This window comes from Vibrio sp. JZG10, assembly GCF_054064075.1.
The window spans coordinates 20,780-36,955 of the sequence record NZ_JBSUGE010000009.1 but is presented as its reverse complement, the minus strand read 5'-3'; the positions used below and the strand labels follow the sequence as shown (position 1 = coordinate 36,955).

The 16,176-nt window shown below is 45.2% G+C and carries 16 protein-coding genes; 13 read left to right on the top strand and 3 right to left on the bottom strand.

What is annotated here, in order from left to right:
• Positions 1-167: 167 nt before the first annotated feature.
• Both ubiT and ACWYVB_RS11855 read left to right on the top strand, forming a co-directional pair.
• A complete protein-coding gene (gene ubiT / locus ACWYVB_RS11860; protein WP_005394645.1) occupies positions 168-695 on the top strand; it encodes a ubiquinone anaerobic biosynthesis accessory factor UbiT in 528 nt (175 codons plus the stop codon).
• Positions 679-1,182: a GNAT family N-acetyltransferase gene (locus ACWYVB_RS11855; protein ID WP_104970909.1), complete on the top strand. Its 504-nt coding sequence runs from the start codon at positions 679-681 to the stop codon at positions 1,180-1,182. The genes ubiT and ACWYVB_RS11855 overlap by 17 nt, the downstream gene beginning before the upstream one ends.
• A 64-nt stretch (positions 1,183-1,246) precedes the next feature.
• Here the strand turns inward: ACWYVB_RS11855 and ACWYVB_RS11850 are convergent, their stop codons facing one another.
• The gene (locus ACWYVB_RS11850) at positions 1,247-1,693 is read right to left on the bottom strand and encodes a hypothetical protein (protein ID WP_012841451.1); all 447 of its coding nucleotides are present in this window, start codon (positions 1,691-1,693) and stop codon (positions 1,247-1,249) included.
• A gap of 150 nt (positions 1,694-1,843) precedes the next feature.
• Here ACWYVB_RS11850 and ACWYVB_RS11845 point away from each other — a divergent pair, with 150 nt between their 5' ends.
• The 10 genes from ACWYVB_RS11845 (at position 1,844) to deoD (ending at position 11,973) form a co-directional block, all read left to right on the top strand.
• Positions 1,844-2,254, top strand: a complete 411-nt coding sequence (locus tag ACWYVB_RS11845; protein WP_047008945.1) for a DNA polymerase III subunit psi — start codon at positions 1,844-1,846, stop codon at positions 2,252-2,254.
• A 55-nt stretch (positions 2,255-2,309) separates the two neighbouring features.
• Positions 2,310-2,765: a ribosomal protein S18-alanine N-acetyltransferase gene (rimI, locus tag ACWYVB_RS11840; RefSeq protein ID WP_005394641.1), complete on the top strand. Its 456-nt coding sequence runs from the start codon at positions 2,310-2,312 to the stop codon at positions 2,763-2,765.
• A 146-nt stretch (positions 2,766-2,911) separates the two neighbouring features.
• Positions 2,912-4,501, top strand: a complete 1,590-nt coding sequence (prfC, locus tag ACWYVB_RS11835; RefSeq protein ID WP_012841453.1) for a peptide chain release factor 3 — start codon at positions 2,912-2,914, stop codon at positions 4,499-4,501.
• A 95-nt stretch (positions 4,502-4,596) separates the two neighbouring features.
• A complete protein-coding gene (locus ACWYVB_RS11830) occupies positions 4,597-4,794 on the top strand; it encodes a DUF5363 family protein (RefSeq protein WP_046875042.1) in 198 nt (65 codons plus the stop codon).
• Positions 4,781-5,554, top strand: coding sequence for a TatD family hydrolase (locus ACWYVB_RS11825; RefSeq protein ID WP_395222238.1), 774 nt, complete (start codon positions 4,781-4,783; stop codon positions 5,552-5,554). The genes ACWYVB_RS11830 and ACWYVB_RS11825 overlap by 14 nt, the downstream gene beginning before the upstream one ends.
• 204 nt (positions 5,555-5,758) lie before the next feature.
• Positions 5,759-7,042 (top strand): NupC/NupG family nucleoside CNT transporter, encoded by a 1,284-nt coding sequence (locus tag ACWYVB_RS11820; protein WP_006742377.1) that lies wholly within the window; start codon positions 5,759-5,761, stop codon positions 7,040-7,042.
• 581 nt (positions 7,043-7,623) lie between these two features.
• A complete protein-coding gene (gene deoC, locus ACWYVB_RS11815) occupies positions 7,624-8,400 on the top strand; it encodes a deoxyribose-phosphate aldolase (protein ID WP_006742378.1) in 777 nt (258 codons plus the stop codon).
• Positions 8,401-8,497: 97 nt separating this feature from the next.
• Positions 8,498-9,826, top strand: coding sequence for a thymidine phosphorylase (deoA, locus tag ACWYVB_RS11810; protein ID WP_048625940.1), 1,329 nt, complete (start codon positions 8,498-8,500; stop codon positions 9,824-9,826).
• Between the two features lie 68 nt (positions 9,827-9,894).
• Positions 9,895-11,115 carry a phosphopentomutase gene (locus tag ACWYVB_RS11805; RefSeq protein WP_395222237.1) on the top strand — a complete coding sequence of 407 codons (1,221 nt, stop codon included), beginning with the start codon at positions 9,895-9,897 and terminating at the stop codon, positions 11,113-11,115.
• Positions 11,116-11,253: 138 nt separating this feature from the next.
• A complete protein-coding gene (gene deoD / locus ACWYVB_RS11800) occupies positions 11,254-11,973 on the top strand; it encodes a purine-nucleoside phosphorylase (protein WP_006742381.1) in 720 nt (239 codons plus the stop codon).
• Positions 11,974-12,070: 97 nt separating this feature from the next.
• Here deoD and ACWYVB_RS11795 read toward each other — a convergent pair whose 3' ends face one another.
• Entirely contained in the window at positions 12,071-12,676 is a 606-nt protein-coding gene (locus ACWYVB_RS11795; protein WP_104969748.1) for a YtjB family periplasmic protein, read from the bottom strand.
• Between the two features lie 91 nt (positions 12,677-12,767).
• On the opposite strand from ACWYVB_RS11795, the gene serB reads away from it, so the two are divergent.
• Positions 12,768-13,748, top strand: a complete 981-nt coding sequence (gene serB, locus ACWYVB_RS11790) for a phosphoserine phosphatase (RefSeq protein WP_395222236.1) — start codon at positions 12,768-12,770, stop codon at positions 13,746-13,748.
• A 64-nt stretch (positions 13,749-13,812) separates the two neighbouring features.
• Here serB and ACWYVB_RS11785 read toward each other — a convergent pair whose 3' ends face one another.
• On the bottom strand, positions 13,813-16,161 hold the full coding sequence (locus ACWYVB_RS11785) for a PilZ domain-containing protein (RefSeq protein ID WP_237312462.1): 2,349 nt from the start codon (positions 16,159-16,161) through the stop codon (positions 13,813-13,815).
• Positions 16,162-16,176 lie beyond the last annotated feature (15 nt).

The following is a 16,176-nucleotide window of genomic DNA, read 5'->3' as shown; positions in this document are numbered from 1 at the left end:
TTTATCCACCTGTTCGCATCAATAATACACGTAACTTCAAAAAAAGAAGCGTTAGTGAACAATAATCCACCAATCTAAAATAAGCACTTTATTGATACATAACAGTAATCTCATTGCCACGATTGCTTAATATAGGCAACCTAATGACAAAGTAACGGATAATGAACGTGTTAAACAAGATTCGCAGTCAACTAGTAAAGAACGCAGCTAACATTTTGCGTTCTCCAGTCCAGTTATTACCACAGCCAATTCAGCAAAAAGCATTGCTGGAAGGGCTAAAAATGGTGTTTAAAGAAGCCTTGGAAGATGGTGACTTTGAGTTCCTTGAAGACAAGTGGTTAAAAGTTGCGATTAAAGACTTGAACTTAGCATGGTACATCAGCTATCAAGACGAAAAATTAGTGGTAGCTGAAAAACCAGTTCAGGAAGATGTGAGTTTTAGTGGTAATCTAAACGACCTAGTACTGATTGCTGGTCGTAAAGAAGACCCTGACACACTGTTCTTCCAACGTCGCCTTTCAATTGAAGGCGATACTGAGCTTGGCTTAGAAGTGAAAAACTTAATGGACAGTGTCGACTTAGAGCAGTTACCGAAAGCAATGCAAGTCGCTTTGAATCAATTGGCTGATTTTGTTCAGAAAGGAGTTCAAGCGCCTGCACAACCAACCGGAGTAGCGAATGCTTATTCGAACTGAAGCCCCTGCGGACATTCTTACCATTGACCGCTTATTGAAACACGCCTTCCCGACGGAAGCTGAAGCTAAGCTTGTGATGCGTTTGCGCGAAAACAGCAAATTCACACTTTCCTTAGTCGCGTGTACAGATGAGGGAGAGGTGATAGGCCATGCTTTATTTAGCCCAGTGACCTTAAATGGTGAAGATTTGTCGTGGCAAGGGCTGGCGCCATTGGCTGTTCATGAAGATTACCGTCGCCAAGGCATCGCTGCAGAGTTGATCAAAGAAGGTTTTGATTCATTGCGTGATTTTGGCTATCCAGTGTGTGTGGTGTTGGGCGATCCTGATTATTACGCGCGCCAGGGCTTTCAATCATGCGACGAGATGGGATTCGAATGCGCTTGGGATGTTCCTAAAGGTGCATTTCGTATCGCAGAATTGGTCGAAGGTCAATGTGCCGGACTCTCCGGACGCATAGATTACGCGCCAGAGTTCTCTGAGCTGTAAATGAAAGAAGCCCACTAACTCAGTGGGCTTCTTTCTTAGTTCATTGAAAACTGAGATAGGGAGATTAGGATGACTGGTCACTTTTCTTCTTACCCCAAACCTCTATTTTTGCTTTCTTACTTAGCCCTAAAACATTGAGTTTTCTGCTGCCCCAACTGCTGTAAGTCATTTCAATCTGTTTTAGCTTCGCTTCTTTTGAGCCAGGAAGGCTCCATGCACGAGTCGATAATCCACTTGTTAGCACACCCATAGAGGTTAGCTTTTTCTCACTACCGTCCGTCATCACGACTTTTAAGTCGTTAATGTCTACCGTGCCCTGCACACATTTCAGTTTAATTTTACTGAAGCTGCGATTTCGAAATAGGCTATTTGGTGTCACGGTATCCGTTTCTGTTTGGAATTTGACGGTTTTCGTTGCAATCAGCTCCCACTCATCGCTGCTATTAGCAAAAACACTCATGCTGGTGGTGGCTACCAGTGCGCAAAGCAGCAGTGTAGGTAAGAATTTCATAATGTACCTCATATGTTATACCTACGGTGTGGCCATTGTCATAGGCAGAACAGTTCAATCATTCCAATGTATTGAGGTGTTCCTTGAAGTCCTTTAGGTATAATCACGATTATTTGTTAGGATTGCCCTCGTTCAAATAGGTGACGGAAAATGTCAATTAACGAGAAACAGTATTTACACGAAATGGGCATCAGCACATGGGAGCTGGTACACCCAGATAGATTGGCAGGTTACCAATCGCCAAAAATCGATTTGCAAAGTTCTTGCAAACTCCTGTTGATCTCTCCGGTATGTCCAGAGAATGAGACGGCGGTTTTGTTTGAAAACATCCTAAAGAGTATGAAGTTAACGCTTGACCAAGCGTTACATATTGAGCCAGAGCGATTTCCATTACTTGGCCAGCACGAGCTTGAGTGGGTTTGGTTTGCAGGGTGTGAAGCCGAAGTATTGCCTGACACTAAACAATTGACATCGCCATTGTTGCAAGATGTGGATGGGAATACCCAACAAAAACGTGCACTTTGGCAACAGATTTGTTCTTACAACAATTCGAGCAAATAAGCATTAATCCCCGTTTTACTGCAATTGGTATTGCACATGAACCCCTAGGTAAATAATGACAACTAAAATCTTACCAATGTGCGCTGAGCACTTAGATCAAGTTTGGCAAATTGAGCAGCAAGCACACTCGCATCCGTGGGCAGAGTCTTTGGTACGTGATTTATCCAGCCGTGGAGCATGTCATCATGTGATGCTCGATGGCGAGATGGTGATTGGCTACTTCTATGCGCAGAATATTGTCGGTGAAGTTACGTTGCTGAATATTGCTATCGCGCCGCATCTTCAGGGTAAAGGCTATGGTCAAAAACTGTTGGATGCGTTCTTAGAACATTGTGAGCAATCAAAAGCGGAGAGTGCTTGGCTTGAGGTGCGAGAGAGTAATAAGCCTGCTATTTATATTTATGAACAAGCTGGATTCAATGAAGTTGATCGACGTCATAACTATTACCCTGCGAAAACTGGCACGGGAAAAGAAGATGCGATCATCATGAGTTATCTCTTCTTTCACTAACGTTAACGCATCCCATTAGGGAAGTCGCCCCTAAAGCGATCAGTTGCCCCTGAGGCAATAATAAGCGAGAATACCGCGCAATATTGAATCTAAAAAGCGTGTTTGCTTTTCGAGCAAGCATTCAGACATCAAAGAAGACCAGTTTCATGTCAAATACACCTTTTCTAAGCGAAGTGTCTAAACGTAGAACGTTCGCTATTATTTCTCACCCGGATGCGGGTAAAACCACCATTACTGAAAAAGTCCTTTTATTCGGAAACGCGATTCAAAAAGCAGGTACGGTTAAAGGTCGTGGTAATGCACAGCACGCAAAATCAGACTGGATGGAAATGGAAAAGGAACGTGGTATCTCGGTAACCACGTCTGTGATGCAGTTCCCTTACAATGATTGCCTGGTAAACCTACTTGATACTCCTGGACACGAAGACTTCTCGGAAGATACATATCGTACTCTAACGGCAGTCGACTCGTGTTTGATGGTTATCGATGCAGCGAAAGGTGTCGAGGATCGTACTCGTAAGTTGATGGAAGTAACCCGTCTACGTGATACGCCAATCGTGACCTTCATGAACAAACTTGACCGTGACGTTCGTGATCCAATGGAAGTATTGGACGAAGTAGAAAACGAATTGGGCATGATGTGTGCGCCTATCACGTGGCCAATCGGCTGTGGTAAAGAGTTTAAAGGTGTGTACCACATTCACCGTGATGAAACGATTTTATACGAATCTGGTCACGGTCATGAGATTCAAGAAGTTCGAATCATCAAAGGTCTAGATAACCCAGAGCTTGATGAAAAAGTCGGTGCAGGCCTTGCGGAAAGTGTTCGAGAAGAGCTTGAGCTTGTTATGGGTGCTTGCCCTGAGTTTGATTTGGAAATGTTCTTAACAGGTGACCTGACGCCAGTTTACTTCGGTACCGCATTAGGTAACTTCGGTGTAGACCACATGCTAGACGGTCTAACAGAGTGGGCACCAGCACCGAAAACGCGTCAAGCGGTTGAGCGTGAAGTTGAAGCGACAGAAGAGAAGTTCTCTGGTTTCGTATTCAAGATCCAAGCAAACATGGACCCGAAACACCGTGACCGTATCGCATTCATGCGTATTGTATCGGGTACTTACACGCAGGGTATGAAGATGAACCACGTTCGTCTTGGCAAGCAGGTGAGTATCTCTGATGCAGTAACCTTTATGGCGGGTGACCGTTCACGTGCAGAACACGCTTACGCGGGTGATATCATTGGTCTGCATAACCACGGTACTATCCAGATTGGTGATACCTTTACTCAAGGTGAGTCACTGAAGTTCTCTGGTATTCCGAACTTCGCCCCGGAACTGTTCCGTCGTATTCGCCTGAAAGATCCACTAAAGCAGAAACAGCTACTAAAAGGCTTGGTGCAACTATCAGAAGAAGGTGCGGTACAGGTATTCCGTCCACTACAAAACAACGATCTGATCGTTGGTGCCGTTGGTGTACTTCAGTTCGATGTTGTTGTGGCTCGTTTGAAGTCTGAATATAACGTTGAAGCGATTTATGAAGGCATCAACGTTGCAACTGCGCGTTGGGTTGAGTGTGATGATGCGAAGAAACTGGATGAGTTCCAACGTAAGAACCAAGCAAATTTAGCATTGGATGGTGGTGATAACTTAACGTATATTGCGCCAACAATGGTTAACTTAAACTTGGCGAAAGAGCGTTTCCCTGATATTGATTTCCGTGCGACGCGTGAGCACTAATCAAAAAGCGGTTTGGGTAAGCTTTAACGCAAACTAGATTTTAAAACGCCCTTGGCTATAAACTTAGCCAAGGGCGTTTTTTATAAGGATGAGATATGAACTGGTTTAAACGAGGATTGAAGCGTTACGACGACTGGTGCAAGGAGATGGGGCTAACCCCCGATCAAAAACGCAGCTGCGTTCCGTATCGAAAAGATCCTGCCCATCAAAATGAAGAGAACAGTGAAGCTCTGCTATTTTCTGATTCTCAGTTTGTCGGTACAGATAAAAAGTCTCAAGATGAAGCTCTTTGATACCCATTGTCACTTTGACTTTGATGTATTCCAAGGTGACTTTGCACATCAACTTCAGCTAGCTCAAACGCAAGGTGTGACAAGAATTCTGATTCCTTCAGTGGGACCTCAAAACTGGGCTCGTATTCAAACCTTGGCAGATCAACATGCCAATTTGTATTACGCCCTTGGGTTTCATCCGTATTTTCTTGAAGATAACGTCGAGCAGCACTTTGCTGAATTGGAACATTATCTAAAACAAAATGTTCCCCAGTGCGTGGCAATAGGAGAGTGTGGGCTAGATTTTGCCATTGATGTTGACCCACAGTTGCAAGAAAAGACACTTGAAGTTCAATTTGAACTGGCTAGACGCTTCGAACTCCCAGTTATTTTACACAGCCGAAAAGCGCACAATCGCCTTATTCAAATGGTTAAAGCGGCGAAGCTCCCTCGGGGAGGTGTGCTACATGCTTTCTCTGGGAGTTATCAGCAAGCAATGGAGTGGGTCAAAATAGGTTTTTTTATCGGTGTAGGAGGAACCATCACCTACCCAAGAGCGAAGAAAACGCGCGACGCAATTCAAAAATTACCACTCAAACATCTCGTGATCGAAACAGATGCACCGGATATGCCTATACTTGGATATCAAGGGGAGTCGAATCACCCAGCCAAACTCATTCATGTCTTTAATGAGCTCGTAGAGTTGCATAACGGCTCAAAGCAATCGATTGCCTCTCAGTTATGGAAAAATAGCAATTTTGCTTTCTCGATATGTGAATAAAATCTAAAGATGTGGTTTGAAATAGAAAACGTTTTCCTGCTTATTGTGAATTAACTCACAAAGCTGGCTGAATCAATCATGAATCTTATAGGAAAGTGTGAGGCTGGCATTACTTTAATTGATTCTGCATGAGTATAATTGCTCCCGCTTTATAGCTCCATTTTGTAACACGCCAATAAATAACTTATAAGGAAGTCATAAACTATGAGCCTGTTTATGAGCCTAATCGGTATGGTAGTGCTTCTTGCGATTGCAGTGGCATTTTCTAATAACCGAAAAGCTATCAATCTAAGAACTGTGGGTGGCGCATTCGCTATCCAATTCGCATTAGGTGCATTTGTTCTGTATGTACCTTGGGGCCGTGATCTACTAAACGGTTTCTCTTCAGGTGTTTCTAACGTTATCAACTACGGTAACGATGGTTCATCATTCCTGTTCGGTGGTCTTGTTTCTGACAAGATGTTCGAAGTATTCGGCGGCGGCGGTTTCATCTTCGCATTCCGTGTTCTTCCTACACTGATCTTCTTCTCTGCACTGATTTCAGTTCTTTACTACATTGGCGTTATGCAATGGGTTATCAAGATTCTTGGTGGCGCACTACAAAAAGCGCTGGGCACTTCACGTGCGGAATCAATGTCAGCAGCAGCAAACATTTTCGTAGGTCAAACAGAAGCACCTCTAGTTGTTCGTCCATTCGTTCCAAAAATGACTCAATCAGAGCTATTCGCGGTAATGTGTGGTGGTCTAGCTTCTGTTGCTGGTGGTGTACTAGCGGGCTACGCTTCAATGGGTGTTCCACTAGAGTACCTAGTAGCAGCATCATTCATGGCGGCACCAGGTGGTCTACTATTCGCTAAAATCCTTCACCCAGAGACTGACCAGCCTCACGAAAGTATCGAAGAAGCGATGGACGGCGGCGACGACAAACCAGTAAACGTAATCGACGCAGCAGCGGGCGGTGCGGCTTCTGGTCTACAACTTGCGCTTAACGTAGGTGCAATGCTAATCGCATTCGTTGGTCTAATCGCGCTGATCAACGGTATGCTAGGTGGCATCGGTGGTTGGTTCGGCATGCCAGAACTAACGCTAGAGCTAATCCTAGGTTACGCATTCTCTCCACTAGCATTCCTAATCGGTGTTCCATGGGCTGAAGCAGTAACTGCTGGTTCATTCATCGGTCAGAAAATCGTAGTGAACGAATTCGTTGCTTACTTGAACTTCACACCATACCTAGGTGAAAACGCTCAAGTAATCGCGGCAACTGGTGAAGTAATGTCTGAGAAGACAACAGCTATCATCTCATTCGCACTATGTGGTTTCGCGAACCTTTCTTCTATCGCGATTCTACTTGGTGGTCTAGGTAGCCTTGCACCAAACCGTCGTAGTGACATCGCTCGCATGGGTGTTAAAGCTGTTCTTGCAGGTACGTTGTCTAACCTTATGGCAGCGACAATTGCAGGCTTCTGCTTAAGCCTTGCAGCACTATAATTAGAATCGGTTCTTAATATATAGACGCCGTTTTACATCATGCCCTGTAGCAAGAGATTGCTGCGGGGCATTTTTCGTTTTTCGGGCTCCAAAATCTCACCGGGTGCCGACCTCAGTCTATGAGTTACGCAGCCGATGGAATAGGGGCTAGGAAATTTTGAGATACAAACCGTTTGCGCTCTATTTGGTGCTACAGTTTTGCGGTGAAACTCTATAATGTATTAATCACAGGATAGTGGTTAAGGTTGATACTTAATCACGTAATGAATATTACATAATCGATGGGCAAATGACTTGCCCAGCAATATCAGATCTAATAGGCGTTTTGCTGTGTGATGTGATATTAAAGACACCGCAATCATAGATTGTTGTGCCATAGGCCAAACTGGTACTGTGCGGTGACAAGGATAGCAATTGGCATATGAAATTTTCGCTGTATATGCCGAGTCTTCAGGGAACCAAGTCCGTTCATTAATAGACTGTTTAGCCATTTACTCACATTGTCTCGACTTGTTGATTATAGTTAGAGACGTGATGTAAGGCTGAGTAGTGAATTTTTTGAATATTGATCGGAGATAGAAATGAGCGATTTAAAAGCAGCAGCGCTACGTGCACTTAAACTTATGGACCTAACTACGTTGAATGACGATGACACTGATGCAAAAGTGATTTCATTATGTCATGACGCGAAAACAGCAGTAGGCAACACAGCTGCAATTTGTATTTACCCTCGCTTTATTCCTATTGCTAAGAAGACACTTCGTGAGCAAGGTACGCCAGAGGTTCGCATTGCAACAGTAACGAACTTCCCACACGGTAACGACGACATCGAAATCGCTGTTGCTGAAACAAAAGCGGCGGTTGCTTACGGTGCAGACGAAGTTGACGTTGTTTTCCCATACCGCGCGCTAATGGCGGGTGATGAGAAAGTAGGCTTCGAACTAGTTAAGCAATGTAAAGAGGCTTGTGGTGATATTCTTCTTAAAGTGATCATCGAAACGGGTGAACTAAAAGAAGAAGCACTAATCAAGAAAGCATCTCAAATCTGTATTGAAGCAGGTGCTGACTTCATTAAAACTTCAACTGGTAAAGTGCCAGTAAACGCAACACCAGAATACGCACGCATGATGCTTGAAGTTATTCGCGACATGGGTGTTGCAGAAACTGTTGGTTTCAAACCAGCAGGTGGTGTGCGCACTGCTGAAGACGCAGCTGCATACCTAGCAATGGCTGACGAAATCCTAGGTGACAACTGGGTTGATGCCCGTCACTACCGTTTCGGTGCGTCTAGCCTGCTAACTAACCTACTAAATACATTAGAAGTGACAGACGAAACTGCTGATCCAGCAGCGTACTAATCCCAATAATATGTCTGAACGGTAGCACCTAAACGGGTGCTACCAAACCTCTTCTATCCTACTTAACCATGGCTCACTGAGAGCATGGGAGGCACTAATGTATTTACCACAAGAAATCATTCGTAAAAAACGTGACGGTGAAGTACTTACCGCAGACGAAATCAACTTCTTTATTCAAGGCGTAGCAAATAACACCGTATCTGAAGGTCAGATCGCGGCGTTTGCTATGACGATTTTCTTCAATGAAATGACCATGGATGAGCGCATCGCCCTAACGTGTGCAATGCGTGATTCGGGCATGGTTATCGACTGGAGCCACATGAACTTTGGTGGCCCAATTGTCGACAAACACTCTACTGGCGGTGTGGGTGACGTAACGTCTTTGATGCTTGGCCCTATGGTGGCAGCATGTGGCGGTTTCGTACCAATGATCTCTGGCCGTGGTCTTGGCCACACAGGCGGTACGCTAGATAAGCTTGAGTCTATTCCAGGCTACAACATCACACCAAGCAACGATGTGTTTGGGCAAGTAACTAAAGACGCAGGTGTGGCGATCATCGGTCAAACAGGTGACCTTGCTCCAGCGGATAAGCGTGTTTACGCGACTCGTGATATTACCGCAACCGTAGACAACATTTCTCTGATCACGGCTTCCATTCTTTCTAAGAAATTGGCGGCGGGTCTGGAGTCGCTAGTAATGGACGTTAAAGTCGGCTCTGGTGCATTCATGCCAACTTACGAAGCGTCTGAAGAGCTAGCGAAATCAATCGTTGCAGTAGCAAACGGTGCGGGTACTAAGACCACTGCAATCTTGACAGACATGAACCAAGTATTGGCCTCTTCGGCAGGTAATGCGGTGGAAGTTCGTGAAGCGGTTCGTTTCCTAACGGGTGAATACCGTAACCCACGCCTACTTGAAGTCACCATGGCTTCTTGTGCAGAAATGCTGGTACTTGGCAAACTGGCTGAGAACACAGAAGATGCACGTGCGAAGTTGATGGAAGCACTAGACAACGGTAAAGCAGCAGCATGCTTCGGCAAGATGGTTGCGGGTCTTGGCGGCCCAGCAGACTTCGTAGAAAACTACGATAACTACCTAGAAAAAGCGGAAATCATCAAGCCTGTTTACGCGACGGAAACGGGCATTGTTTCAGCAATGGACACGCGTGCGATTGGCATGGCTGTCGTTGCTATGGGGGGTGGTCGCCGTGTTGCTACTGATGAAATCGACTATGCCGTAGGTTTCGACGAGTTCATCCGCTTGGGTGAAGTTGCAGATAGCGATAAACCTCTTGCCGTTATCCACGCTCGCAGTGAAGAGCAGTGGGAAGAAGCGGCAAAAGCACTGCGCAGTGCAATCAAAGTAGGTGGTGAGTACACACCAACTCCAGAGGTTTACCGCCAAATTCGTGCAGAAGATATTTAATAGAACAAGTAATTACACAAGGCCTACTCAACCATAATAAAAAGCCGAGTGGGCCTAAGGAACGAGCAATGAAAAGAGCATTTATTTTAGTACTAGACTCATTCGGTATTGGTGCAACCGCTGACGCTGAGAAATTTGGTGATGTAGGTTCAGACACACTAGGCCACATCGCAGAACAATGCGAAAAAGGCTTAGCAGATAACGACCAACGTCAAGGCGCACTTCGCCTTCCAAACCTATCTAAGTTAGGTTTGGCAATGGCACACAAAGAATCAACAGGTCGCTTTGCTCCTGGCCTAGACGCAGAAGCAGAAATCATCGGTGCGTACGGCCACGCAGCAGAGCTTTCTTCTGGTAAAGACACGCCGTCTGGTCACTGGGAAATCGCAGGTGTTCCCGTTCTGTTTGACTGGGGTTACTTCACAGACAAAGCAAACAGCTTCCCTAAAGAGTTGACGGATCGCATCCTTGAGCGTGCTGGTCTTGACGGTTTCCTAGGTAACTGCCACGCATCTGGTACTCAAGTTCTTGATGACTTGGGTGAAGAGCACATGAAAACTGGGCAGCCAATCTTCTACACCTCTGCGGACTCTGTATTCCAAATCGCCTGTCACGAAGAGACATTTGGCCTGGATCGTCTACTAGAGCTTTGCCAAATTGCGCGTGAAGAACTAGAAGATTACAACATCGGCCGTGTAATCGCGCGCCCATTCATTGGCCCGGGTAAAGGTCAATTTGAGCGTACGGGTAACCGTCGTGACCTATCTGTAGAGCCACCATCAGCGACTATCTTACAAAAGTTAGTTGATGAGAAGGGTGGTCAAGTTCATTCCATCGGTAAGATTTCAGATATTTATGCTGGTTGCGGGATCACTAAAAAAACCAAAGCAACAGGCATTCCAGCACTATTTGAAGCAACGAAAGAAGCGATCAAAGAAGCGGCTGATAACACCATCGTATTCACTAACTTCGTCGACTTCGATTCAGCTTACGGTCACCGTCGTGATGTGGCGGGTTACGCTGCAGCGCTTGAGTACTTTGATAGTCGCATCAATGAAGTGCTAGAACTGATGGGTGAAGATGACGTGCTTATCCTAACAGCAGACCACGGCTGTGATCCAACATGGCCAGGTACTGACCATACTCGTGAGCACATCCCAGTATTGGTTTACGGTCAAAAAGTGCCAGCAGGCTCTCTTGGCCGCCGCGAAACATTCGCAGACATCGGCCAAACATTGGCGAGCTACTTCGGTACTTCTCCAATGGATTACGGTAAGAATTTCCTATAATTAGGATATTGAAAACTAGGAGCTGAATGCTCCTAGTTTTATGTTTGCAGTATGCAAGTACTGCTTGTCGGAAATGAGAATACTCTGGCTTATATCGCCTTAAGCGCGGAGCGCTAGAGAAAGGTTAAGGAAAAGAAAATGGCAACTCCACATATCAATGCTGAAATGGGTGCATTCGCAGACGTCGTACTGATGCCGGGTGACCCGCTACGTGCAAAATACATCGCAGAAACCTTCCTTGAAGACGTTGTGCAAGTGTGTGATGTGCGTAATATGTTCGGTTACACAGGCACATACAAAGGCCGTAAGATCTCGGTAATGGGCCACGGTATGGGTATCCCATCATGCTCGATTTACGCAACGGAGCTAATTAAAGACTTCGGCGTGAAGAAAATTATCCGTGTTGGTAGCTGTGGCGCAGTAAACGAAGACATCAAAGTGCGTGATGTTGTGATCGGCATGGGCGCGTGTACGGATTCTAAAGTGAACCGTATCCGTTTTAAAGGTCATGACTTTGCAGCAATCGCAGACTACAAAATGGTTCGCGCGGCAGAAGACGCAGCAAAAGCACGTGGCATTGATGTGAAAGTCGGTAACCTATTTTCAGCGGAGCTTTTCTACACGCCTGATCCAGAAATGTTCGACGTAATGGACAAGTACGGCATTGTTGGTGTTGAAATGGAAGCGGCGGGTATTTACGGTGTAGCGGCAGAATACGGTGCAAAAGCTCTGACAATCTGTACGGTTTCAGATCACATCAAAACGGGTGAGCAAACAACTTCTGATGAGCGTCAAACAACATTCAACGACATGATGCTAATCGCACTAGATTCAGTATTGCTAGGCGATGAAGAATAAGCGACAAAGAGTCATCTTAGTTTCTTGACATTAAGAACTAAAAGAACAGCCCGCACAATGCGGGCTGTTTTTGTATTAGATGTTGATTACCGACTGACTATTTGGTTAGCAGTAGGTTTTGCGTTTTTTTACGGCGGATAGGCTGTCTACGTAAAATCATAATGAATAACATGCCGCACACAAAACTCATTAGCACCATCATGTACATGTAGCGATCACTTTTACGATAGTGGTGGTCAGAAATCGCGGTTACACGACCTGTCTCAAAGGTAACGCGAACAAAACCGATGAGTGCTTCATCGGCAAATACTGGTTCAACCAACTGCTGGCGGCCAATGGAAGCTGTTGCCAAAGGCGTGTCTAAGCCTAAAACTTCGCGTACCGATAGCGCATCTTCACTAGACGCTAAACGTACGCCTTGTGCATCATATATTGTCGCATCAAACACCAAACGGTCTTGTGCTAGCTGGTTTGTCAGCTTAAGTAAGCGTTCTTGATCTTTGGTCAAAATCATTTCACTGGCAGAAAGAGACGCCTGTGAAATCAAAACTTTGGTGAGTGTCTCAAGCTGCTGTGCTTGAATTTTCTCGTTGCCCTTACTGATCACAACACTGTTTTTGATCGTGATAAACAACATCACACACAGTAGGATTAGTGCCAGAATTCTTAGGGCATTCCTTACTGAGAACAAGGATTCACTCATGCTCTTTACTCATCCATTTAAAATAAAACAAAGACTTGCCTTTTTAGTTTGTTGAGGTAACGTTTTAGCAAAGTCATAAGGGATTATATACATGGACGCGTCAAAAAGCTTGCCTATCAGAAAACATACGACACTTTTAAAACGATTACCTGAGACTCGATTTGCCTCCCAACTAGATAAAGCAAAAGCAAACTGGATAGTGTTTGCAGAATACCTTTCGCCACGTCATTTTGAAGACATTGATTTCTTCACAGGTGTCTACAACCCCGTGTTAGAAACGTGGAAAGTTGGCCAATATGAAGTCGCCTTGATGGCAGGAGAGTTGACCCCTCAACACGAAACGATCTTACAAAGCCTCAACTTGGATTACGCCTCGCTTAATGAAGTTCCAGATCTCTCAACCCAAGGTTTGATCGTATTTGACATGGACTCAACGGCAATCCAGATAGAGTGTATTGATGAAATCGCAAAATTGGCCGGAGTCGGGGATGAGGTGGCAGAAGTTACTGAACGTGCGATGCAAGGTGAACTGGATTTTGAGCAAAGTTTGCGTCAACGCGTAGGCAAGCTCAAAGGTGCTGATGAATCAATCCTTGAACAAGTTCGTTCCCAATTGCTATTTATGCCGGACTTTGAAGCGTTAATCGCAACGTTAAAAGCACTAGGTTGGAAAACAGCGATTGCTTCCGGTGGTTTTACTTACTTCTCGGATTACATCAAAGATAAAGTCGATTTAGATTTTGCTCGCTCTAATCAGTTGGAAATCATTAATGGTAAGTTCACGGGGAACGTACTTGGCGATGTGGTTACCGCGCAGATGAAGTCAGATATCCTGGTGGAGTTGGCGGATGAATACGAAATTGAGCAGCACAACACGGTTGCTGTCGGTGATGGCGCTAACGATCTTGTGATGATGTCGGTAGCTGGTTTAGGTATCGCGTACCACGCAAAACCTAAAGTGGAAGCTCAAGCGCAATCTGCGATTCGCTTTGCAGGCTTAGGCGGTGTGCTCTGTATTTTATCTGGTGCACTGGTGAAGCAGCAAAAGGTCAGCTGGAAAGCAAAACCTTAATTTATCCATTCAAAAACACCGCCTTTCTGGCGGTGTTTTTCGTTGACTTGGTATGGCTCTAAATTTACTCGGTTAACTCTAATCTAATTACAACCTCTTCCGTAATGTCTTCAAACTCACTGTAACCGACCAAAGCGGTCAGCTCCTTTTCTAATTTGCTCGCTTGATGTACGCCAAATTGGGTTAAGTCACTTAAGTCTTGTTGCAGCAACGATGTCATCGGATCGAAAATTGGGGCTGTAGATAAGCGAATCACGTAGAAGTCACCCATCATTCGCGCTTTCTTTATAAATTGAATCCGTTCTTTTACGCTATTGAACTCTTGATGAAGCTTAGACTCAATGCCTGTAATTTTATTGCCGACTTTGGCTGCGCTAATGTAGATATCCTGATGCCTTGCTTGAGCTCCCTCTACACGCTTTATCGGCTCTGCGATTAATGTGCTTGTTCGACCTTTAAAGATAGGTTCAAGTGACAACAGTTGATCATGTCCAAGGCGGGCAAAAAGCTCAATGTGCTTAGGTAGCGGCAAATTCACCCCAATAACGGGGGTTTTGATTGAAGACGACGCTGTTTTACTGATAAAAATGGGTGTGCTCAGAGTTCGAGAGAGCAACATGCTGTGCAGTCTTTCAAGTAACGCATTACTCGGTAGCATCTCTTTTTGCGGGATCAACTTATCTTGATTGTGCTCGATAATGCTGTTGAAAAAGGCGATCACTTTAATGGTGTGGCTGCTTTCATCAATAACTAGCTGTACGCTACAGCCATCTGGACTAACACGAATTACCCGATATGGCACCGACGTTAAAGGCAGCTTTTTGTCGTAGAGTTGTAACTCTCGGAAGTTGATCTGAACCTCTTGCCCAGAGCGCAACATAGTAGGTTCGTCCAGTTTAATGCCGAGCCCTCGCTTTGAAATATCGACGGTGCTGCCACTCGCTGTGACGGGCCCAGAACATAGTTCTATTGGGGTCTTAAATCGGTAACGTGGCTCTTTACGACGAGACTTGGCATCAAAATAAATGCCTTTCGGGTTGCCTATAATTCTTCTCGGATGGCGAAATGCATTTAACGTATTCGCGGGTAAGCGCGGCTTTTCAGTGAGCAGATAATCCTGCCCTGATTTTTCGTCAGCAATTTCTTGCAAGATGCCAATATGAGTCAATGATTGGGACGTTTCAGCCAACTCCGGAGAGAAAGCGGCTAAGTCTTCCTGTTCTTGCTCTGACAGTTCAAATATCGAAATTCTAAACGCGCGCCAACTTTCACGTTTAGCACCTAAATGCCAAAATAGCTGGCGTTGTTCACGAGTGGCCTCAGGACGAAGCATCGAATAGAAATAGGTTCGGTTTTCGTGCTCGTGAGTAAATGAATAAAGGACATTGGTGGTGCCTTTAACGCCAGGTTTAATGAGTGACGCGACTCGCTTCTCATTAAATAAGGACCCAAACATTTGCTGGTTCCTTTCATCATGCCAGTACTGCCAAAGCTTTTGATTGTTTGGCGTCAACATAGCGAGTTTCAGCTCACTGCCATCAAAGAATAGGGGTAAGCTGCTGGTGTGCTTGAGCGCGATGTGCTCATAACCACGAGTTCGAGCTCGAATGATCTTATCTTGATTATCGTGACGAGCTCTTTTAGCTGCGCTGTTGAGCGCTTCATCGATCACTCGAGTAACGACATTGGTTTCAGTTAAACGTATGGTTCTGAGGTATCGAACTGAGTCATTCTCGTAACAGTCATCGACCGCAAGTATGCGGTACGCCAGCGGTTTCTCGATACCGGCAACCTGAGATTTGCTGGCAAACTCAGTAAACGTGACCTGAATAATCTCCCCAAGGTTATATTTAAACGCACTTGGGACTTTGAACTTTGCGCCAGAGCAGGATAAGTCAATGCTTAACCCATGCAGAAGTTGCCCTTTAGATCGGCAAATCTCGACTTGAGATTGGACTTTCAAGCGCTTTTCTTGGCGCTTTAAGTCATAGCCGAGGTGAACGGGCTCTGCTAAGAAAGGGCTTTTAGGATCCGTTAACGATTGCGTTTTTTGTTGAGTAAGACGTTTGCTCATTACGCGAAAGTTATTCCGTGTGTTGACCAAAGCTTCCCACATTCCCTCAGTGTAGCCGCCAAACTTTTTGATGTTTTTATGGTAAGCGTTGAAAGCAACGTCATCTAACCAATGTGGAATACCATCCAAAATATACTCGCGACATTCACCTTGGACGCGACCGCGCAGATCGATGCTTTTTTTGCACGGAGCCATCAAGCGGTTAAGTTCCATTTTCACTAAGATTTTGGCCGAAGGCGGCTCTTCCTCGGTCAATTGGCCAAGGACAAAGTCAAAGTCATCCGAACCGTAAACGGGAATGAGTCGTTCTGCGATCGAGAGAATTTCAGATTGCTGCATTATTTCTGTTAGAGT

Bases quoted from the DNA above. Each gene is read 5' to 3' on its own strand.
- serB (WP_395222236.1), top strand. From the start codon at position 12,768: ATGGACGCGTCAAAAAGCTTGCCTATCAGAAAACATACGACACTTTTA.
- prfC (WP_012841453.1), top strand. From the start codon at position 2,912: ATGTCAAATACACCTTTTCTAAGCGAAGTGTCTAAACGTAGAACGTTC.
- deoD (WP_006742381.1), top strand. From the start codon at position 11,254: ATGGCAACTCCACATATCAATGCTGAAATGGGTGCATTCGCAGACGTC.
- ACWYVB_RS11795 (WP_104969748.1), bottom strand. From the start codon at position 12,676: ATGAGTGAATCCTTGTTCTCAGTAAGGAATGCCCTAAGAATTCTGGCA.
- rimI (WP_005394641.1), top strand. From the start codon at position 2,310: ATGACAACTAAAATCTTACCAATGTGCGCTGAGCACTTAGATCAAGTT.
- ACWYVB_RS11855 (WP_104970909.1), top strand. From the start codon at position 679: ATGCTTATTCGAACTGAAGCCCCTGCGGACATTCTTACCATTGACCGC.
- ACWYVB_RS11805 (WP_395222237.1), top strand. From the start codon at position 9,895: ATGAAAAGAGCATTTATTTTAGTACTAGACTCATTCGGTATTGGTGCA.
- ACWYVB_RS11785 (WP_237312462.1), bottom strand. From the start codon at position 16,161: ATGCAGCAATCTGAAATTCTCTCGATCGCAGAACGACTCATTCCCGTT.
- ACWYVB_RS11820 (WP_006742377.1), top strand. From the start codon at position 5,759: ATGAGCCTGTTTATGAGCCTAATCGGTATGGTAGTGCTTCTTGCGATT.
- deoC (WP_006742378.1), top strand. From the start codon at position 7,624: ATGAGCGATTTAAAAGCAGCAGCGCTACGTGCACTTAAACTTATGGAC.
- ACWYVB_RS11845 (WP_047008945.1), top strand. From the start codon at position 1,844: ATGTCAATTAACGAGAAACAGTATTTACACGAAATGGGCATCAGCACA.
- ACWYVB_RS11850 (WP_012841451.1), bottom strand. From the start codon at position 1,693: ATGAAATTCTTACCTACACTGCTGCTTTGCGCACTGGTAGCCACCACC.
- ACWYVB_RS11830 (WP_046875042.1), top strand. From the start codon at position 4,597: ATGAACTGGTTTAAACGAGGATTGAAGCGTTACGACGACTGGTGCAAG.
- ACWYVB_RS11825 (WP_395222238.1), top strand. From the start codon at position 4,781: ATGAAGCTCTTTGATACCCATTGTCACTTTGACTTTGATGTATTCCAA.
- deoA (WP_048625940.1), top strand. From the start codon at position 8,498: ATGTATTTACCACAAGAAATCATTCGTAAAAAACGTGACGGTGAAGTA.